Origin of the sequence: Haloarcula rara, from assembly GCF_029338235.1 — an archaeon.
Lineage (GTDB): Archaea > Halobacteriota > Halobacteria > Halobacteriales > Haloarculaceae > Haloarcula > Haloarcula rara.
The window spans coordinates 1936518-1955356 of sequence record NZ_CP119785.1 but is presented as its reverse complement, the minus strand read 5'-3'; the positions used below and the strand labels follow the sequence as shown (position 1 = coordinate 1955356).

The 18839-nt window shown below is 65.5% G+C and carries 24 protein-coding genes; 11 read left to right on the top strand and 13 right to left on the bottom strand.

The window, feature by feature from the left end:
* Positions 1-65: 65 nt before the first annotated feature.
* The 3 genes from ftsY to rpl18a are packed head-to-tail and all read right to left on the bottom strand — an operon-like array spanning position 66 to position 2045.
* Positions 66-1409: a signal recognition particle-docking protein FtsY gene (ftsY, locus tag P1K32_RS10415; protein WP_276249667.1), complete on the bottom strand. Its 1344-nt coding sequence runs from the start codon at positions 1407-1409 to the stop codon at positions 66-68.
* Positions 1410-1416: 7 nt separating this feature from the next.
* Positions 1417-1872, bottom strand: coding sequence for a prefoldin subunit alpha (gene pfdA / locus P1K32_RS10410; RefSeq protein WP_276252185.1), 456 nt, complete (start codon positions 1870-1872; stop codon positions 1417-1419).
* Positions 1872-2045 carry a 50S ribosomal protein L18Ae gene (gene rpl18a / locus P1K32_RS10405; RefSeq protein WP_276249666.1) on the bottom strand — a complete coding sequence of 58 codons (174 nt, stop codon included), beginning with the start codon at positions 2043-2045 and terminating at the stop codon, positions 1872-1874. Before rpl18a ends, pfdA begins: the two co-directional genes overlap by 1 nt.
* Before the next feature lie 134 nt (positions 2046-2179).
* Here rpl18a and P1K32_RS10400 point away from each other — a divergent pair, with 134 nt between their 5' ends.
* On the top strand, positions 2180-2539 hold the full coding sequence (locus P1K32_RS10400; RefSeq protein WP_276249665.1) for a DUF5658 family protein: 360 nt from the start codon (positions 2180-2182) through the stop codon (positions 2537-2539).
* Positions 2540-2885: 346 nt separating this feature from the next.
* Here the strand turns inward: P1K32_RS10400 and P1K32_RS10395 are convergent, their stop codons facing one another.
* Genes P1K32_RS10395 through P1K32_RS10385 form a run of 3 tightly spaced genes read right to left on the bottom strand, consistent with a single transcriptional unit; the run spans position 2886 to position 3985 of the window.
* Positions 2886-3551 (bottom strand): translation initiation factor IF-6, encoded by a 666-nt coding sequence (locus tag P1K32_RS10395; protein WP_276249664.1) that lies wholly within the window; start codon positions 3549-3551, stop codon positions 2886-2888.
* Positions 3552-3554: 3 nt separating this feature from the next.
* Positions 3555-3833 (bottom strand): 50S ribosomal protein L31e, encoded by a 279-nt coding sequence (locus tag P1K32_RS10390; RefSeq protein WP_276249663.1) that lies wholly within the window; start codon positions 3831-3833, stop codon positions 3555-3557.
* Entirely contained in the window at positions 3833-3985 is a 153-nt protein-coding gene (locus P1K32_RS10385) for a 50S ribosomal protein L39e (RefSeq protein ID WP_220588816.1), read from the bottom strand. The genes P1K32_RS10390 and P1K32_RS10385 overlap by 1 nt, the downstream gene beginning before the upstream one ends.
* A gap of 139 nt (positions 3986-4124) precedes the next feature.
* Here P1K32_RS10385 and P1K32_RS10380 point away from each other — a divergent pair, with 139 nt between their 5' ends.
* The gene (locus P1K32_RS10380; protein ID WP_276249662.1) at positions 4125-4640 is read left to right on the top strand and encodes a hypothetical protein; all 516 of its coding nucleotides are present in this window, start codon (positions 4125-4127) and stop codon (positions 4638-4640) included.
* Here the strand turns inward: P1K32_RS10380 and P1K32_RS10375 are convergent.
* Both P1K32_RS10375 and thpR read right to left on the bottom strand, forming a co-directional pair.
* Entirely contained in the window at positions 4633-5445 is an 813-nt protein-coding gene (locus tag P1K32_RS10375) for a ZIP family metal transporter (protein ID WP_276249661.1), read from the bottom strand. The two genes, P1K32_RS10380 and P1K32_RS10375, sit on opposite strands and share 8 nt — an antisense overlap.
* Before the next feature lie 81 nt (positions 5446-5526).
* The gene (thpR, locus tag P1K32_RS10370; protein WP_276249660.1) at positions 5527-6090 is read right to left on the bottom strand and encodes an RNA 2',3'-cyclic phosphodiesterase; all 564 of its coding nucleotides are present in this window, start codon (positions 6088-6090) and stop codon (positions 5527-5529) included.
* A gap of 75 nt (positions 6091-6165) precedes the next feature.
* On the opposite strand from thpR, the gene P1K32_RS10365 reads away from it, so the two are divergent.
* The 3 genes from P1K32_RS10365 to P1K32_RS10355 are packed head-to-tail and all read left to right on the top strand — an operon-like array spanning position 6166 to position 7432.
* Positions 6166-6360: a hypothetical protein gene (locus P1K32_RS10365; protein ID WP_276249659.1), complete on the top strand. Its 195-nt coding sequence runs from the start codon at positions 6166-6168 to the stop codon at positions 6358-6360.
* A gap of 53 nt (positions 6361-6413) precedes the next feature.
* Entirely contained in the window at positions 6414-7145 is a 732-nt protein-coding gene (locus P1K32_RS10360; protein ID WP_276249658.1) for a tetratricopeptide repeat protein, read from the top strand.
* Positions 7142-7432: a DUF424 domain-containing protein gene (locus P1K32_RS10355; protein WP_276249657.1), complete on the top strand. Its 291-nt coding sequence runs from the start codon at positions 7142-7144 to the stop codon at positions 7430-7432. Before P1K32_RS10360 ends, P1K32_RS10355 begins: the two co-directional genes overlap by 4 nt.
* 4 nt (positions 7433-7436) lie before the next feature.
* Here the strand turns inward: P1K32_RS10355 and P1K32_RS10350 are convergent, their stop codons facing one another.
* Positions 7437-7955, bottom strand: coding sequence for a carbohydrate-binding protein (locus tag P1K32_RS10350; RefSeq protein ID WP_276249656.1), 519 nt, complete (start codon positions 7953-7955; stop codon positions 7437-7439).
* Positions 7956-8186: 231 nt separating this feature from the next.
* Between P1K32_RS10350 and P1K32_RS10345 the strand changes: the two genes are divergently transcribed.
* From P1K32_RS10345 to P1K32_RS10330, 4 genes are all read left to right on the top strand, one after another.
* A complete protein-coding gene (locus P1K32_RS10345) occupies positions 8187-9434 on the top strand; it encodes an aminotransferase class V-fold PLP-dependent enzyme (protein ID WP_276249655.1) in 1248 nt (415 codons plus the stop codon).
* 471 nt (positions 9435-9905) lie between these two features.
* Positions 9906-10829 carry a TSUP family transporter gene (locus P1K32_RS10340; RefSeq protein ID WP_276249654.1) on the top strand — a complete coding sequence of 308 codons (924 nt, stop codon included), beginning with the start codon at positions 9906-9908 and terminating at the stop codon, positions 10827-10829.
* A 128-nt stretch (positions 10830-10957) separates the two neighbouring features.
* Positions 10958-11386 (top strand): Fe-S cluster assembly sulfur transfer protein SufU, encoded by a 429-nt coding sequence (gene sufU / locus P1K32_RS10335; RefSeq protein ID WP_276249653.1) that lies wholly within the window; start codon positions 10958-10960, stop codon positions 11384-11386.
* A 139-nt stretch (positions 11387-11525) separates the two neighbouring features.
* A complete protein-coding gene (locus P1K32_RS10330) occupies positions 11526-12293 on the top strand; it encodes a class I SAM-dependent methyltransferase (protein WP_276249652.1) in 768 nt (255 codons plus the stop codon).
* 9 nt (positions 12294-12302) lie between these two features.
* Here P1K32_RS10330 and P1K32_RS10325 read toward each other — a convergent pair whose 3' ends face one another.
* Both P1K32_RS10325 and P1K32_RS10320 read right to left on the bottom strand, forming a co-directional pair.
* A complete protein-coding gene (locus tag P1K32_RS10325; RefSeq protein WP_276249651.1) occupies positions 12303-14003 on the bottom strand; it encodes a sensor histidine kinase in 1701 nt (566 codons plus the stop codon).
* 68 nt (positions 14004-14071) lie between these two features.
* Complete coding sequence (locus tag P1K32_RS10320; RefSeq protein ID WP_276249650.1) at positions 14072-16057, bottom strand: heme-binding protein; 1986 nt, start codon at positions 16055-16057, stop codon at positions 14072-14074.
* 139 nt (positions 16058-16196) lie between these two features.
* Between P1K32_RS10320 and P1K32_RS10315 the strand changes: the two genes are divergently transcribed.
* Together P1K32_RS10315 and P1K32_RS10310 are read left to right on the top strand one after the other, a co-directional pair.
* Positions 16197-17129: a S49 family peptidase gene (locus tag P1K32_RS10315; protein ID WP_276249649.1), complete on the top strand. Its 933-nt coding sequence runs from the start codon at positions 16197-16199 to the stop codon at positions 17127-17129.
* Complete coding sequence (locus tag P1K32_RS10310) at positions 17122-18162, top strand: DUF4350 domain-containing protein (protein WP_276249648.1); 1041 nt, start codon at positions 17122-17124, stop codon at positions 18160-18162. Before P1K32_RS10315 ends, P1K32_RS10310 begins: the two co-directional genes overlap by 8 nt.
* A gap of 20 nt (positions 18163-18182) precedes the next feature.
* Here P1K32_RS10310 and P1K32_RS10305 read toward each other — a convergent pair whose 3' ends face one another.
* Both P1K32_RS10305 and P1K32_RS10300 read right to left on the bottom strand, forming a co-directional pair.
* Complete coding sequence (locus P1K32_RS10305; RefSeq protein WP_276249647.1) at positions 18183-18503, bottom strand: DUF5783 family protein; 321 nt, start codon at positions 18501-18503, stop codon at positions 18183-18185.
* A 65-nt stretch (positions 18504-18568) separates the two neighbouring features.
* On the bottom strand, positions 18569-18805 hold the full coding sequence (locus P1K32_RS10300; RefSeq protein ID WP_276249646.1) for a hypothetical protein: 237 nt from the start codon (positions 18803-18805) through the stop codon (positions 18569-18571).
* Between the last annotated feature and the right edge of the window lie 34 nt (positions 18806-18839).

Below are 18839 nucleotides of genomic sequence, written 5' to 3'. Positions count from 1 at the left end.
AATATCGTCGCATGACGGCTGTGTTCGGGAGGCCAGTCGAGTAGTGTGAGAGTAAGAGACGGCGCTCACTCGTCGAAGAGACTGTCGACGATTTCCTCGGGGTCGAACGGTTCGAGGTCGTCGTAGTCCTGTCCGGTCCCGAGGAAGAGAATCGGTTTGCCGGTGACGTGGGCCACGGAGATGGCGGCCCCGCCCTGGGGGTCGGCGTCGGCTTTCGTGAGTATCGCGCCGTCTATCTCGGCCGCATCGTCGAACTCGCGGGCGCGGTTGACCGCGTCCTGGCCGGCGACGGCCTCGTCGACGAATAGCGTCATGTCCGGATCGATGTTGCGGTCGATTTTGGCGAGCTGGGCCATCAGGTCGTCCGAAGTGTGGAGCCGGCCGGCCGTGTCGCCAAGCACCACGTCCACGTCGTTGGCCTTCGCGTACTCGACGGCGTCGTAGACGACAGCCGTCGGGTCAGAGCCCTGCTCGTGGGTGATTATCTTCTTGCCCAGGTTCTCGGCGTGTTTCTCAAGTTGCTCGTTGGCGCCGGCCCGATAGGTGTCGCCGTTTGCCAGCACCGTCGAGAGCCCGCGGTCCTCGAAGTACTGCGAGAGCTTGGCGATGGTCGTGGTCTTCCCGACGCCGTTGACGCCGGTGAAGATGATGACTACGGGTTTGTCCGCCGCCTGGACCCGCTCGTCGAAGTCGAACTGCCCGACGCTGATGACGTCGAACAGCGCCTCCCGCAGCGCGTCCCGGACGAGATTGCCGGTACTGGAGAGGCGCCGGCGGGTCTCCCCGGTGAGGTTTTCCTCGACGCCGGAGAGTATCTCGTTGGCGACGCTCATCTCGACGTCGGAAGATAGCAGGGCAAGTTCGAGGTCGTCCAGATGGCCCTGGAGGTCTTCCTCCTCGATGACGGTCTTCCCCGTGGCCATGATTTTGGCCTTCTCGGTGAGGCTTCGGCCGCCGTCGTCCGCCTCGTCGGCAGCGTCCTCGCTGTCGTCTTCGGCGGGCTCGTCGACCGCTTCGGCCTCCGTCTCGGCGCCGGATGCGTCGGGCTCGTCGACCGTCTCGGTGTCGGCTTCGGCGGACTCCTCGACCGTCTCGGTGTCGGCTTCGGCGGACTCCTCGACCGTCTCGGTGTCGACTTCGGCGGACTCCTCGACCGTCTCGGTGTCGGCTTCGGCGGACTCCTCGACCGTCTCGGTGTCGGCTTCGGCGGCGTCGCCGCTATCGGCCTCGGTCGGCGATTCGGCTCCGGTGTCTGGCGCGGGTTCCGACTCGGCCTCGACGGCCTTGGCGTCAGCTGCCTCCGTCTCGGCTGCTTCGTCCTCGGCGTCGTCTTCGACAGCGTCCTCGTCGACGTCGTCCTCGACGTCGCTGGTGAACCCGCTGAGTTTGTCCTTCAGTCCATCGAACATGGGGACCTTACTCGTCGGACTGCTGCTCTTCCTGCTGTTGCATCATCTGCTGCATCTGCTGTTGTTGCATCTGCTGGGCCTGCTGTTCGAGCTCGCTCATCTCGCCCTCGACCTCGGCCTTGTCGTCCTGCAGTCCCTCGATGTGGCCGTCCAGGGTCTCCTTCTTGGCTTCCAGCGTATCGACGGCGCCGTCCTGGTCGCGCTCTGCGGCGTAGCCGCCACCGAGCGAGACGACGACCTCGTCGATGTCGTCGACCGTCGCGCGGACGTAGGCGTCGCCGCCGACGGGGACCTGCACCGTCGAGCCCGACTCCAGCACGTCGATGGCCTCGATAGCGTCGTCGATGTCTGATTTCTTCTCCTGCAGGCGCTCGACTTCCTCGTCGATGGCCTCCATTTCGGCTTCGAGCTGCTCGATTTCCTGCTGGAGCTGCTGCATGCCGCCACCGCCACCGCCGCCCATCATGCTGCCACCTCGTCGATGGTGATCTGTGTGCGCTTGAGATTGTGCTGGGAACCGAAGTTACTATAGACGCGCTCGGTGGCGACGTCCTCGTTGGGCGCTTCGACCTCCTTCTCGAACTGCTGGGGCCCGTCGCGGGCCGGGAAACTACCGCGAACAGTGTACGTGCTCATATCCTCCGGTGCGGGCAGGACAGGGAAGTATCTTCCCCTTCGGTGTTTTTCACCCACACCCCGGAAGTCCGGGACGGCGGCGGGACTGGGGGCAACAGCGCTTATATCGGTCGCCGACGACGGGAGAGACAACAGTGGGGTCCGACAGCCCGGCGATGGGCGGCAGTGGCGCGGGGTGGCTCCCAGGTGAGCGGCCGCTCTCTGAGTCACACACCGTCCTGTGGACGGTAGTCATCCTCTCGTCGCTGTTCGACGTCGTGACTACCATGGTCGGGATGGACCAGGGGTTCAGCGAGGGCAACGCCGTCGCCCGGGCGTTCATCGAGACCTACGGGACGCCCGGCATTGGGCTGTTGAAGTTCAGCGCCCTGGTGGTCGTGGTGGTCGCGTGGGCCCGGTTCGACGAGCCCCGGGACACGGCCGTACTCGTCGGGTTCGCACTGGTCTCGCTGGCCGTTGTCGCGCTGAACGCGGTGACGCTCGCGTCCCTGTAAGCGGACTACCGAGGCCTCCACCCACCGCTTTCGCTGTGCGGGTCGCTCCGCTCCCCCGGCACTTTCGAGGAACCTCGCCTCGTTCGGTGCCTCGTTCGGTGCCTCGCTAGTCCGGTTCGTATATCATATCACCGCCACACATCGGACATGACGTCCTGAGAACCTCCGTCGCGTAGTCACACCGGCGGCATACGAGCGGCTTCGGTTCGGCCGTCGTCAGTTCTTTCTCTGACATGTATAGTCGTTCAACGTCTATCATGATAAATGTTGACATTACCCGGATCCAGTGCGCGGATGCCGACAGCCGCGGCTCAGCGGCCGCAAAAAAAACGAGGAATACAGCGCGTCAGTCGATGTAACCCAGCGTCGCGTCGATACGGCCCAGTTCCGGCCCGGAGGTGTCGGTGCCACAGACGTAGCCTGCGTCGTTGGCCACGAGTCCGGAGCCGACCAGCGGGCCGCCGTAGTTGACGGTACCGATGTCGGCCGAGACGTCGAGCAGGTCCTCGAGCGCGTCGAGTTCGCCGTCGGTGGCTTTCGGGTGACAGAGGACGCCGCTGTCGGTGGCGACGGCGGCGGTACCGACGGTGTTGACGCCGGCGATGACGCCGCGCTCGACGGGGACGCCGAGCCCATCACGGACAGCCTGGACGGCCTCCCGAGAGAGGTCGGGGTGGACGTAGGCGCCCGAGTCGTTACAGCAGACGACGTTTCCGGCGGCGTTGATGCGCCCGGGCAGTTCGGTGACCGGAACGTCGACGACGTCCTGGATGCGCTCGATTTCCGTCTCGCGCACGCGAGAGGAGACGAGCAGCCCGTTGCTGTTGCCGGTCGCCAGCGCACCGACCGTCGCGGAGTGGCCCACCGTCGTGGGGACGGCGGGGACCTCGAGCTCCGCACTGATCTCCTCTACCAGCGATCCGTCTACGTCGGGGCGAACCAGCACGCAGTCGTCGGTCGCACGAGCGAAGACACCGACGTACGACGACCCGGAGAATGCCGCGCGGAGCAAGGGTTATTCCGCTGTCTCTGCCTCGACGACGGCCTCGCCCTCTTCCTCGAAGCGGGCGGCGCGCACGCGAAGCTTGCTCGGCGGGCTCGACCGGCCGCGGGCCCACGTCGCCTCGTTGATAGAGGGGTCGATGCGGACGGCGTCCTCCTCGACGGAGAAGTGCTTGGCGAGATGCTCGCGGATGAGGTTCATCGCCTTGTCGGCCTTCTTGTGATTCGGCTCGGCACGGGCGTCGCGGAGCGGAATCGTGACGACACGCTCCTCGAAGTCACCGGCGCTCATTATTCGTCAGTGTCGCCCCGGCGCCAGTGGCGCCGTTTGGGGTTGCGCTGGACTTCGCGGTCGGTCTTGAGCATGACCCAAGACGGGACGCGGCTGTTCTGGTTGTCGAGTTTGGCCAGACGCTTCTTCTTGGCCTTCGACTTCTTGCTCATGGTGTCGGACCTTCTGTGCCACGGCTTAAATTCCTTCCTTTTCGGCTCGCCGTCGCCTGCCTGACCACAGAGGACTTTCATTATCATGGTTGGTAAGTGGGCGCGTAGAGTTAAGTTCCGAAATCGGCACCAGTCACGTATGAAGCGACGGTCCGTGCTACAGACACTCGGGACGGGGATGGTCGTCGCCGGGTCCGGATGCCTCGGCGGTGGTGGCGAGGTTATCGTGAGCGTCCAGCAGGACGTCACCGTCGACCCCGGGAACGCGTGGATGGAAAAAGAGATTCCGGACCTCTCGGACACCGGCGGCGCCATCGAATACATCGTCCGGGCCGAACAGGCCTTCGACGTCTACTTTTTCAGCGACGAGTCCGCCTTCGAACAGTACGACGCGTACATCAAGGGTGACGACCCGGAGTCGAAACCGCCGGGCAACAGCGAGTTCAGCCAGGCGGCTGTACAGCGAGAAGCCGACAGTATGTACGAGGCGACCACCGACAACGACGGGAACCGCCAGTCCGTCGAATCAGCGGGCCCGTACTACTTCGCCGTCGACCACTCCAGCTACCGGATGGAGAACCGCGTCGAGGAGTTCGACGACCCGCTGCAGGCCTTCGTGGACCTGAAAGTCATCCGGAAGCGCTCAGTTATATAAACGCGAGCGGGACCATCGCCAGCACGCCCGCGATGACGCCTGTCAGTAGCTCCCGCTTGCCGCCGCCAGCGAGGTTCTGCCCGTACTCCAGGGCCTCGGGGACGAACTCGGTGACGACGAGATATATCATCGCCCCGGCCGCGAAACCAAAGCCAAAGGGGAGAAACTCCCGGGCCAGCGTCACGAAGTAGTAGGCGATGACGGCCCCGATGGGCTGGGGCAGTGAGGAGAAGACCGCCCACCACACCATCTTCGGCTCGCTGACCCCCAGCGACCGCAGCGGGATGGCGATGGCCGTCCCCTCCGGGACGTTGTGGATGGAGATGGCCACCGTCATGAACACCGCCAGCAGCGGCACCGCGACGCCGGCAACGGCGAGCGTCTCGCCCGCGTTGGCGCCGTCCAGTCCGAGTTCGGCAAAGGAGACGCCGACGGCCACACCTTCCGGAAAGCTGTGGACCGTCAGGATGCCGAGGATGAGCACCAGCTTCTTGAAATCGGCCTCCTCGAACTTCTCCGGACCGTGGTTGTACCCCTCCAACAGTTCGTGCCCGACGACGACGAGGGCGACGCCGGTGAGCAGTCCCGGGACCAGGAGAATCGGTGACCCGTAGTTCAGTCCCTCCCGGACCAGCCCGAACAGCGACGCGGCGACCATGATGCCGGAGGCGATACCCCACAGCAGGACGTTCCACCGGTCGGAGAACTCCTCGACCAGAAAGAAGGGGGCGGCACCCAGCCCGGTCGCCAGCGCCGTCAGCAATCCGGCGACAAAGACGAACGCGACGTTCTCGACGACGACCATGCGAGTCCTACTGGACTCACGGACATAAGAATTATCATAAATTTGATTGTTTTTGGCCGACCTAGAGCTGCACGCTGGCGCTCAGAGCGCAATCGATTCGACAGTACGGTAGGTCGGGCCGTCCTCGCCCAGCACGCTCTCGGTGAGCCGGATTGCCTCGACCCGGAGGCGGCCGACGTCCGGGTCATCGGTCTCGACGGCGTCCTGGACCAGCCCCTTCCCACCGGCGTGGTCCATCCGGGCGATGGTGGCGTGGGGCGTGAAATCGTGGTCCGCGGCGTCGAACCCCATCGCCGTGGTTCGGTCCTCGACGGCTTCGTGGAGCGCCGCCAGTTCGCGGCCCCCGTGGCCGTCGCGGACGCCGACCCAGACGACGCTGATGTACTCGAGTGAGGGGAACACGCCCAGCCCGCCGAACCGGGCCTCGAAGGGTTCGACACCGCTGTCCGCGACGGCGCGCTCAAGTTCGGTCACGAGGTCGTCCACGCACTCGGGGTCGGTGTCACCCAGGAACTTCAGCGTGACGTGGGCCTGCTCGGGGTCGGTCAAGCGGAGGCCGCCGGCGCCCGCGAACCGCTGCTGGACGGCAGCCACCGCGTCGGCCAGCCCGTCGAGGTCGACGCTGACGAACAGTCGCTTGCTCATACGCGCCACCAGGTGTGGGCCGCCCTTGGCTCCGGCGCCGAAACACGTGTCATAATTGTCGCCGAGGCGTCATGTATGGACGACGTCGGGGCCCTCCAGAACACGGTGCGGCGGTGTACAGCCATCCTCGTTGCCGCTGTCGGTCTCGCGGTCTACGGTCTCTCGGCGAACGGCAGTACCATCGGTCTCTTGCTCGCCGTTGGCGGCTTCGGCTACGTCGTACTGAGCATCGATGAGACGAGTGGCCGGACGAGCGACGCACCCGATTGAGAACGTGGCGCCGGGACGCAGCCCTTAACCCGCCTGACCGTCAATCCAGGGCAATGACAGACCGCGAGCGCGAGGACCACCAGTTCTCGGAAGGACAGGGGTTCGACGACCCCTACGAGGGCTTTGACCTCGAACCGCCGGAGTTCGAAGTCGACCCGGACAAGGTCGACCCCGTCGACTCACGCGTGCTGACGGACATGCTCGACCGGCGCAACGTCAGTTCCGACGCCGTCGACCCCGAGCAACTGCTCGACGTCGGGCTGGAGTACATGCATATCAACCGCCACGAACAGGCCGCAGAGACGTTCGAGCGGGTCGCCCAGTTCAGCGAGGACGACCGGCTCAAACAGGAGGCCTGGACCAACAAGGGCGCCGCCCACGCCCAGCTAGAGGAGTGGGACGCCGCCATCGGGGCCTACAAGGAGGCCCTGACCTACGACGAGGAGTCCGACCACGCCGCCACCGCCGAGACCAATCTGGCCTACGCGCTGTGGGAGTCGGGCCGCACCGAACAGGCACTGGAACACGCCGAGCGAGCGGTGGAAATCGACCCGCGCTTTGGCGAAGCGTGGTACAACCGCGGCTTCTTCCTGCTGGAGCGGGGGCTGGCCGAGGACGCCCTCGACGCGTTCGACAACGCGATTCGGCTGAGCTTCCGTAACGCCGACGTGCTCGAAGAGAAGGCCCGCGCGCTCGAAGAGCTGGGCGAGTACGACAAGGCCGAGGAACTGGCCGAGGAAGTCGAGGAGATGCGCGACGAGGCCGAACAGCAGCTGCTCGAATGATACTCAACGAGCGCGAGACCGACGAGGGGCTGCTCGTCTCCGTCTGTGACGCCGAAGTCATGGGCGAGACCTTCGAGGACGGTCCCGTCTCGCTGACGGTCTCCGAGGAGTTCTACGGCGGCGAGACAGTCACCGAATCGGAGGTCGTCGACAGCCTCGCGCGCTGTAGCGTCGCCAACATCGTCGGCACCGAGAGCGTGGACGTGGCCATAGAGCACGGGTTCGTCGACGAGGAGAACGTCCTCGACGTGGACGGGACCCGCCACGCACAGTTGCTCTGGCTTTAGTTCGCTACCGCACCTGTAGCTGTTTGAGCTTCCAGCCGCCCTCGAAGACGACCAGCCGGACGGTGTGGGTTCCACGGGGGAGTTCGACTTCGGTCCTGATCTCGTCCCAGTCGTACCAGCCACCGGTGGCGTCGAACTCGACCCGGCAGAGCGGGTCGTCGTCGACGACGATTCCGAGGTCGCCGCCGCCGAAGCTGTCGGCCGCGGCGACATCGAGTGTCAGCTCGTAGCGGCCGGCCGCCTGGATGTAGACGTCGTAGGCGAGCCACTCGTCGCTTGCGAGCCAGTCGATGTCGGCGTCACCACGCAGCGGGGTGTCGGCCGCCTTCCACCGGTCGGCGTGGTGGTATTCGTGATAGTCGCCGACGTGGACTGTGCCGGGCACCTCGTGGCGCTCGACGCCGGGCTGTTCGTGGGTCCCGGTCGGTCGAAGTGAGCGGGCGCGCTGTCGGCTCCCGTGTCGAACCACGCCCCCGTCGGGCTGTTTCACCACATCGGAACTGCGGTCGTCTGGGTCCCCCATCGCTGGTGGTACAGTACAGCCACACTCATAAAATATTTGTCACTATTTCAGCGGCTGATAAACGGAGCCCCGAACGGGCCGAATACATCAGGCGGCGGCCGGACAGCGAGGCCCCTGTGGGTATCCGCGGTGATACTCACGGACCGCCCGGACGGGCTGTTTTCGCTCCAGACGAAGCGTGGTTTTGGTGAACCAAAAGAAAGTTCACTGCCCAACCCCTGTCACTAGCCAATGGGACAAACCGATATCGAACCGCTCGACGTGGAGGCCATCCGCGAGGAGTATCCGATCCTCCAGCGGGAGTTCGGTGGCGAGCAGCTCGTCTATCTCGACAACGCTGCGACGACCCAGACCCCCGACCGGGTCGTCGACACCATCGCTCACTACTATCGCCACACGAACGCCAACGTCCACCGCGGGCTCCACCAGCTGAGCCAGGAGGCCTCCATCGCCTACGAGGAGGCCCACGACCGGGTCGCCGAGTTCATCGGCGCCTCCGGCGGCCGCGAGGAGATCGTCTTCACGAAGAACACCACCGAGAGCGAGAACCTCGTCGCCTACGCCTGGGGCCTGAACGAACTCGGGCCCGGGGACGAGGTCGTCCTCACCGAGATGGAACACCACGCCTCGCTGGTCACCTGGCAGCAGATCTGCAAGAAGACCGGCGCGACCTGTCGCTACATCGAGGTCGAGGAGGACGGGACCCTGGACATGGACCACGCCCGCGAACTCATCGGCGACGACACCGCGATGGTCAGCGTCGTCCACGTCTCGAACACGCTAGGGACCGTGAATCCGGTCTCCGAACTCGCTGACATCGCCCACGACCACGACGCCTACATCTTCGTCGACGGCGCCCAGTCGGTGCCGAATCGTCCCGTAGACGTCGAGGCCATCGACGCGGACTTTCTGGCCTTCTCGGGGCACAAGATGGCCGGGCCCACCGGTATCGGTGTCCTCTACGGCAAGAAGCACATCCTCGAAGAGATGGAGCCGTATCTCTACGGCGGGATGATGATAAACAAGGTCACCTTCGAGGACTCGACCTGGCACGAGCTCCCCTGGAAGTTCGAGGCCGGCACGCCGGTCATCTGTCAGGGCATCGCGCTCGCGGAGGCCTGTGACTATCTGGACGATATCGGCATGGACGCCATCCGGCGCCACGAGAACGAACTCGCCCAGTACGCCATCGAACAGCTGGAAGGCGAGGGTGACATCGACATCCTCGGCCCGCCCGCCGGCGTCGAACGGGGCGGTCTCGTCTCCTTTAACTTGAACTCCGTCCACGCCCACGACCTCTCCTCTATCCTCAACGACTCGGCGGTGGCGATTCGAGCGGGCGACCACTGCACGCAGCCGCTCCACGACAAGCTCGGCGTTCCCGCCTCCGCGCGAGCGTCCTTCTACGTCTACAACACGAAAGAAGAGGTCGACAAGCTGGTCGAGGCCATCGACGACGCTCGTCAGCTGTTTGCCTGACGAGTGTCGTCGCGATAGACGACGTTCTCGGCGAATAAAGTGAGCCGAGAGCCAGCGAGACGAGTGCAGCGAGTCTCGCCAGGCTCGTCAGCTGTTTGCCTGACGAGTGTCGTCGCGATAGACGACGTTCTCGGCGAACAAAGTGAGCCGAGAGCCAGCGAGACGAGTGCAGCGAGTCTCGCCAGGCTCGTCAGCTGTTTGCCTGACACGAGTTGCTTCGCATGGCGAAGCAACTCGGAACGAGCGAGCGTCTTCGACCGCGCTCGGGAGGGCACAGTGAGCAAAACTTGCGGGCGTCTATGACGCGACCGAAACGGTCGATAGCGTAGGAGGGGGCCGGAAAACTCCGTCATACCGGGCGAGTGACCAGCGACCCAGTCACCGGTCGCTTCAGATACGACCGGTAAGGACGGAGAGAAGTGCGGCTGTGTTATAGGACGGACCACTCAGCTACTCGCTTTCCATCCGTTCATGAGTTCAGACCAACCACACATCGACGCCGAACAGTTCCTGGCGAACCTCGTCGACTTCCGGTACCGCGAGGTGATGATGGCAGCCGCGACGCTCGCAGTCGCGGCCGGCGCTATCGTGTTCTTTCCCGGGATGGACAACGTCACGAAGGGGCTCCAGTCGGACGTCTCCGGGGGGCTGCTCGCGCTGTTCGTGGTCGTCGCCGTCGTCGCCGGCGCCGTCAAGGGGATGATCGGCTTCGGCTACGCGCTTATCACGACCCCTATCTTCGCCTCGGTCATCGACCCGACACTCGCCGTCGCGGTGCTTGCCATCCCGCCGTGGATGCTGAACATGTTCCAGGTCGGCGAGACCGACACCGGGCTGGCGTTCGTCCGCGAGGAGTGGGTCCTGCTGGTGCTGGCCGTCATCGGCACCGTCATCGGCGTCACCTTCCTCGCGAGGTTCCGGGCCGGCCCCATCGTCCCGTTCCTCATCGGGCTGGTCATCTTCGGCTACGTCCTGTTCCAGGTCGCCCAGAACTTCGTGACCGTCCAGGAGGCCCACCATCCGGTCGCGCTCAGCGTCGCGGGCTTCCTGCAGGGGTTCCTGCTTGCCGTCGCCAACCTCGGGCCGCTGCTCCCGACGTACTTTCACACCTTCGAGCGGGACGTCGAGCGGTACATCGGCGGCCTGTCGATGGTCCTGGGGACGATATTTACGGTCCGCATCGTCCAGATGCTCTTTTTCACCGACCTGCTGACGCCCTATCGCCTCTGGCTCGGCTCCGTAATCGCGGTCGTCACCGTCGTCGGCCTCCTGGTGGGGACGTACCTCCGACGCCTGGAGATAGACGAGGCGAAGTTCAACTGGTTCGTCGTCGGGCTCCTCTTTCTCATCTCGCTCAACATCTTCCGGAACACGGTGCCCGCGCTGTTCCTGTAGCGCCCGGCGCCACTCGCCGAGGGGGTACCGGAGCGGCGGTCCCGCTGTCTGGGCACACAGTGTGACCCCGCCAAAAAAGGGTGGAGAGGCAACCCTTATCCGCCGGAGTACCGTACAAGAGTTCAACAATGGGTATCGGAGGCTCCGACATGTACCGGCAGCAGATTCTCGACCACTACAAGAACCCCCGGAATACGGGGGAGCTCGAGGATCCCACCTTCACCCACGTCGGCGAGAACCCGATGTGCGGTGACGAAATCCGGATGGACGTGGTGTTGAGCGAGGACGAGGAGACAATCGAGCAGGTCGCCTTCCGCGGGGACGGCTGTGCCATCTCCCAGGCCTCGGCGTCGATGCTCTCAGAGCGCCTCCACGGGATGGCCGTCGAGGAGCTCCGCGAGATGGACCGCGACGACATCGTCGACATGCTCGGGGTCGACATCTCCCCGATGCGTATCAAATGTGCCGTGCTGGCCGAGAAGGTCGCTCAGGACGGCGCGAATATCTACTTCGACGAGCTGGATATCGAGCGGACAACGACCGAAGACGACGACTGATACGGATGGTTGTAGCGGTTTACCGGGACGCAGCGACCCCCGGCGTCGCCGCTGTCCGGGAATAATCTACAACCATCCGTATGGGAGCGCCCTCTCACACCCCCGACAGTTTTTATCCGCATCCGGCCGTCGCCCCGGTATGCCAGACAACGAGTGGGACCCAGAGGACTACGACGAGGGCCACGGCTTCGTCGCGGAGTACGGAAGGGACGTGGTGCGGTTGCTGGACCCTCAGCCCGGGGAGCGCATCCTCGACCTCGGCTGTGGGACGGGCACGCTGACGGCAGTCATCGCCGACAGCGGGGCCGAGGTCGTGGGCATCGACGCCGCCGAGTCGATGGTCGAGCAGGCCCGCGAGCGGTACCCCGACCTGCACTTTGCGGTGGCCGACGCCCGCGAGTACGAGCCCGACGCGTTCGACGCCGTCTTCTCGAACGCCGCGCTGCACTGGATTCCCGACGAGGACCACGACGCAGTCCTGTCGATGGTCAGCGAGGCACTGGGCGAGACGGGCCGCTTCGTCGCGGAGTTCGGGGGCCGGGGCAACGTCCAGCGGGTCGAGCGGGCCGTCCGGGCCGAACTCGACGCGCGCGGCTACGACACCAACCACTCGTGGTACTTCCCGAGCGTCGGCGAGTACGCGCCCCGTCTGGCGGCCCACGGGCTGGAGGTCACCGACGCGGCGCTGTTCGACCGGCCGACGGAACTGGACGGCGGGGCCTCTGGGCTGCGCGAGTGGGTCGGGATGTTCGGCGACGAACTGTTCGAGGGGGTCTCCGAGGCGGACCGCGAGGCCATCCTCGATGGTGTCGAGGAGCGCCTGCGCCCGGACCTCTATGACTCCGAGACGGAGACCTGGACGGCCGATTACCGGCGGTTGCGGTTCGTCGCCGAACCGACCAGGTAGCCCGCGGCGTCACTCGTCGAGTGCAGGCAGGGTCCGCTCCGAGAGTGAGACATCGAAGCGGGCACCGCCGCTCTCGCCTTCGCTCGCCGATACCGACCAGCCGTGGGCCGCGACGACGCGCTCGACGATAGCGAGGCCGAAGCCGGTGCCGTCGGCCGAGGAGGTCTCGCCCAAGTCGAAGACGCTGTCGCGCTGGTCGGCGGGGATACCCGGGCCGTCGTCGGCGATGTAGAACCCGCCGTCGGCGTCCCCGACCGTGACAGTCACCTCGGGGCCGCCGTGCTCTATCGAATTGCGAAAGAGGTTCTCGAACACCTGCCGGAGCCGTGACTCGTCGGCGACGACGACGCGGTCGGTCTCGACGGACAGCGTGGCCTCGGGCGCGTCGACGGAGTCCCAGGCGCGTCTCGCACAGTTGGCCAGGTCGAGCTCGCGCGTCTCGTCCAGCACCTGGCCCTCCCGCGCCAGGTCGAGGAGGTCGTCGAGCAGCTCCTCCATGCGCCGGGTCGCCTCGCCGGCGTCCTCGAGATGGGAGAGGTCGCCGGTCTGTCTGGCGAGTTCGATGCGGCTGTCGATGACCTGCAGCGGGTTCCGGAGGTCGTGACTGACCATCCCGGTGAACTCCTCCAGCCGTTCGTTCTGGGTTTCGAGGGCACGTTTTCGCTGCTCCTGCTCGGTGACGTCCCTGAGGACGACGGCGCGACCCCGGACGATATCGTAGCGGTCCTCGATGGGCGTCGTCCGCACGTCGAAAGTGACCCGTTCCCGGCTCCCGTCGGCCCTCGTCGTCGTCACTGTGCTCGTGTCGCCGCCCGACCCGCCGTCGGTGACGGTCAGCGTCCTCGGGAGGCCCGGAATAGCGATATCGTCGAGGACCGTCTGGCCGTCGTCGCGCTCCACGTAGGCGTCGGCGGCGTCGTTCCAGTCGACCAGCCGGTCGCTGGAGTCGACGACAAACACCGGGTCGGCCATCTCTTCGAGCAGCGTGTGGGCCGCCATCGGTTCGACGTCGAGGAAGTCGTATCGGTACAGCGCTATGCCGATTCCGACGGCCTGAAGGACGAAGAAGACCGGCGTCAGGTCCAGCCGCGGATGGGGCGAAACCCCCGACACGTAGACGACTGTCGAGACCAGGACCAGAAAGGTCACTCCGAAGATAACGGCCGCCTGTTTCCGGTAGAGGTTGCGCGTCTGGAGCAGGAACCGCCCCAGCAGCCCGAACGTGAACAGGAGGACGACGTACGTGTAGAGGGTGTAGCCGATCATGAACGGCCCAAACACCTCGTAGGGCACGCGGAGGTAACCGAAACTGGCGACACCACGGCTGGAGTAGGCGATACCGCCGGGGTTGAGCGCGAAGACGACCACGTAGCCGGCGGCTGCTATGGCGAGTAGCCACTCTGTCACGTCGGGTATCCACTCGCTGTCGCCGGTGTATTCGATGACGAACATGAACCAGAAGACGGTGGCGAAGACCGCCGAGGCCGTCATCGGCGTCCGCGACAGGAGCGCGAGGGAGTCGGTCGGGCTCAGGTGCCCGAGCAACAGGAACAGCGCCCAGGAGCCGTCGGCGACCATCAGCAGCGCGAAGCGGTCGGAGATGGGGTGCTCGGCCCGTCGCCGGGAGTACCAGGCGAACCCGTAGCTGGCGAGGGCCGCGGCGAGCATCATGACGGCGATAGCGACGCTTAGTCCCGCCTCGCCCACCATTGCTCGCGATAGCGGTGGACAGGTAAAAACGCTTGTCGATTAGTTATCAGTAACGAAAACCTGAGCCACTACGCCAGGAAGACGTGGCGCGGTCGGTCCGCCAGCACGTCCCGGCCCCAGCTGACGGTCTCGGAGAACTCATCCGAGCGGAAGAAGGCCATGGCGTCGTCTTTGCTGTCCCACTGGCTGGCGATGAACATATCGTTCGCGTCGTCGCGATTGGCAAGCAGCGCCGTCTCGCGGTGACCGTCCATCTCCGCCAGCAGGTCGCCGACGGCGTCGAACTTTGCGACGAAGTCCTCGCAGTAGTCGGGTTTGACGGTGTAGAACATCCCCATCGTCCCGAAGCCGTCGCTCTCGCCCTGTCGACGGACGACGCCGGGGAGGTCCGTGAGGTAGTCACTCGCCGTTCCGGCGGCGTCCTCGGTGTCCCACAGGGAGGCGACGGCGGTGGTGTCGGAGTCCGTATCTTCGTAGATGGTCGTCCGCACGTGCGTGTCGTAGCGGTCGAAGGCGTCACGCAGCCCCGAGACCTCCTCAGCCAGCGTCTCCGGGTCGGCCTCGGAGTAGACGACGAGGGCGTAGACGTCCTCGCCGTGGGGCTGGCCGGCGTAGACCCCCTCGGCGTCCAGTTCCTCGCGGATGGACTGAGAGGACGCAGCGGTCCGGTCGTCCTCGTCGCTGTCAGCCGCCCCGTCGGGCTCGCCGAGCTGGCCGCCCACGCGCTCCTCGATGCCGTCGAGGTCGCCGAGGAAGCCGGCGGCGGTCTCGGCGGCCTCCTTCGCGGTCCAGATACTGACGACGTAGCTCTGGCCGCTCTGGGCCCGCACCGTCGTCGTGACGTGGCGGTCGTAGTGGTCGAAGCTCTCGGCGAGCTCGCCCACGTCGTCGACGAGGTCTTCGGCGTCCCCCGAGGAGTGGAAGACGAGCGCGTAATCGCCGGCGTCGTAGGCCTCGCCCTCGTGGAGGCCCAGCCGGCCCAGCCGGCCCACGGCGTCGTCGACCTCCTCGAAGTCGCCCGAGACGTCCGGGCGGCCGCCGGTGCTACCCGACGAGCTGTCTTCGCTATCGCCGCTCGTGGGGTGGTCGGCGTCGGCGGCGTCGTCGCCGTGTGGGTGGTCGCCCTCGCCCGCGCTGCCGGGGTGGGCGTTCCCGTGGCCGTCGGCGTCGCCCGAGTGCCCGCTATCGGCCGCGTGCGCGTCGGTCGCGGTGGCGTGGGCCGACTGGTCGTCTGTGGCGGTCGACGGTACCCCATCGGCCTCGTCGGTCGGGACTCTGTGTCCGGCCAGGACGGCAGGCAGGTCTGCCGGCGCGAACCGGCGGCCGACGTAGAACGGACCGAACTCCGCAAAGCGCGAGGTCGACGGGTCGAATCGCATCTCGGTCAGCAGCTCCTTGATGTGGGTCATGTCGTCGCTCCACAGCGTGATGCCCCACTCCCAGTCGTCGAAGCCGATGGAGCCACATATCATCTGGTTCACTTTCCCGCCGTAGCCACGGCCGATGTCGCCGTGGCGCTTGATGTGGGCGGCCCGCTCCTCGAAGGACATATCGTACCAGTTCTGCTCTGGGTCCCGGCGCTTGCTCATCGGGTAGAAACAGACGAACTCCTCGTCGGGCACGTCGGGGTGGAGCCGTGCCTGGATGTACTGTGCCAGGCCGGAGTCGTCGTCGACCTCGCCCTCGAAGTACTCGCGGGCCTTCTCTGTGTAGCCCGACGCTTCCGTGACCGAGACGTAGGAGAACGCTTGGTCGGTGTAGGCCGCAAACTCGGTCTGCTCGAAGTGGCGCTCGGCGGCGTCGAGGTCTGCCATCGTCGGCCGCAGGTGCAGTATCAGCAGGTCGGCCTTGTGACCCATGACGGTGTAGACGGCCGTCTGGCCCTCCTCGGCGTCAGCCACTGACTCGTAGCCTTCGAGGAAATCGATACCCTCGGCGAGCGCCCGGTCACGGGCCCGCTGGGGAGCGTCGCGCCAGGCGTCCCAGTCGACACGGCGACAGTCGTGGAGCACGTACCAGCCTTCCTCGGTCTGGGGTGGCGTCCGTTGGTCCATACCCGCGCTTGCGGGGCGAGCGTAAGGAACTTTGCCATGTCGGTGTCGGACCGAGTCGGCACAACGGAGACCAACTGCGCCGCAGATACATGCATATAGTTTTATTATGCGCACGTGTCAGGGACGGAATGTAGGCGCTATGGATAACCCAATTGATACGTATGTGGCGACTGCCCTCCAGTCGTACACAGTCCTCGCGATCGTCGCCCTCCTCATCGGTGCCGCAGTGGCACCCTACGCGGTGGCAGTCGCGGAAAGTAACGAGAACCACGTCGTCGTGGTGAACGTCGACGAACCGATAACGGGCTCGTCCGCACAGGAGACCGTCGCGGAGCTTCGCTCGCTCCGGCAGAACGACTCCGTCAAAGCGGTCGTGCTCGACATCAACAGCCCCGGTGGCGGGGCCGCGGCCAGCGAATCGATGTACCTGGCCGTCAAACGGCTCGAAGCGGAGAAGCCGGTGTACACGAGCGTCGGTGACACCGCAGCCTCCGGCGCGTACTACACCGCCATCCCGAGTGACGGCATATACGTCACGCCGGGCAGCCTCGTCGGCAGCGTCGGTGTCAGAGCGAGCGTCTCGTCGAGTGGCGGCCTCCCGCCAGGCGTGACCACAGGTCCGGACAAGGCCGGCGCGATGACACAGGACGAGTGGTACGCTGCCATCGAGTCGATGCAGCGCTCCTTCGTCGGCTCGGTAATGGAAGAGCGCGGCGATAATCTCACTGTCGACCGTGAGACCGTCGCGGAGGCGACCGTCTACGTCGGCGGTCGCGCCGTCAACACCGGCTACGCCGACGAGATCGGAAACACCGAAGATGCCGTCGTAGCCGCCGCAGACGACGCCGGCGTCTCGGACTACCAGGTGAGCTACCGCGACCCCGCACAGCCCCAGACCAGTCTGCTGGGGCTGAACGGGTCCGACGCGACGAGCGGTAACGTGACCGTCGAACAGGCGCCGATGAACGACAACGGCATCGACAGAGTCAGGTTCTTCATGCTGTTTGGCACCCTCGAGAACGAACGAATCCTGTACAACAGCACCGACCAGGGAGGTGTTCGCGATGAGTGACGTCGCGAAACGAGTCGGCGTCTTCCTCGTCGCGCTCGTGCTAGCGGTCGGCGTCGGGTCGGTCGCACTCGGCGCGGGCGGCGGGTCCGCGCCGGCGGTCGACGACGCGAACGCCTCGGCGTTCAACACTGACGATGCGGTCGCGGACGTCCCCGAGGAAAACGGCGAGATATCGATGTCCGAAGACGGTGAGGGACAGGTCGTCGTCATCGACACGACTCGCAGCTCGAGTGTCACGCCCGAGACAGTGACGCCGATGGCCAACGCGCTGATCGAGAGCGGGGCCACGGTCCGGTACAGCTCCGGCGGTTCGACGTACGGTGCGGGCCTGAACAGCACGCTGAGCGAGGCCGACGCGTACATCGTCTTCGGCGCCAGCCAGCCCTTCTCCGAGTCGGACGCCGCCGGGCTGAAGGCGTTCACCGACGCCGGCGGTCGCGTCGTCCTGATGGACGAGCCGCGCCAGCAGGTGCCACAGGGGCTGTTCGGCGCCAGCGGTGGTAGCTTCGGCGCTCCGCCGCCGAACCCGCTGCTTTCCGTGTCCAACGAGTACGGCGTGACCTACGAGAACGGCTACCTGTACAACATGGACGACAACGCGAACAACTACCGGAACGTCTACGCGACCCCGTCCGGTAACTCCGAACTCACCGAGGGGGTCGACCGCGTGGTGCTCCACGAGTCAGTGGCAGTCAACGGCGGCGAACCGGTGCTGACCGCCACCGAGGGAACGACGCTGTCGACGACACGCGAGTCGGATACCTACGGCGTTCTCTCGCGGAGCGGGAACTTCGTCACAGTCGGCGACGCGAGCATCTTCGACCAGGAGTACCTCTACCACGCCGACAACGAGGTGCTGGTGAGTAACTTACTCGACTTCCTGGTCTCCGGTAACAAATCGCCCGAAAACGCGCCAGGTAGCGGCTTCGGTGGTGGTGGCTTCGGTGGTGGCGGCTACGGTGACGATAGCGGATTCGGCGGTAGCGACGGCGGTGAGGAACCCACGCCGACACCGACGCCGACGATTCCGTAGCGACCGAGCGAACCGTTTTTTCAGCGCTCGACGCCGAATATTTCGTGCAGTTCCGTCGCTAGCTGGTCGACGTACTCCTCTAGCACGACCGCGAACTTCTCGTCGTCGACGATGACCGCCGTGAGCCGGTCGGCCGGGTCCTCGGGGAGTTCGACGTAGAACCCGCGGTCGTCGTCGTAGAACGGCTCGGACTCGTTTAACACCTGCTGGTCGATGGCGTGGACGAGTTCGGAGTCGTAGCGGTCGTTCATCACTTCGAAGGCCTGCTGGTAGGCCTTCTGGAGCTGTGGAAAGTAGTTGGCGTACTTGTCCTCGAACTGCCCGGGGTCGAAGTCGGTCATTGGCCGGGAGGAGGGACCCATGGAATAAAGGTGGTACGGAGTTGTGCCACGTGGTGGGCTGTGAACTACCGCGGCCGGATGGTCCGGGCGTCCTTCTGTGGCAGGTAGACGACGAGGTAGCCGACAAAGACGATGCCAAAGAGGCCGCTGAGGACGAGATAGACGCGGACGTCCAGGGTCGCGAGAATGGCCAGTATCTGTCGGAGTGTCGCTCGTGGGTCCGCAAAGCCGAACGTTTCGGTGTAGGCGAGGAGCCCCCCGACGACGACCAGCAGGGCGTCGAACAGTACGCGTCGGTCCATTCGCCCCATTATCGTATGTGAGAACGTATAGCTC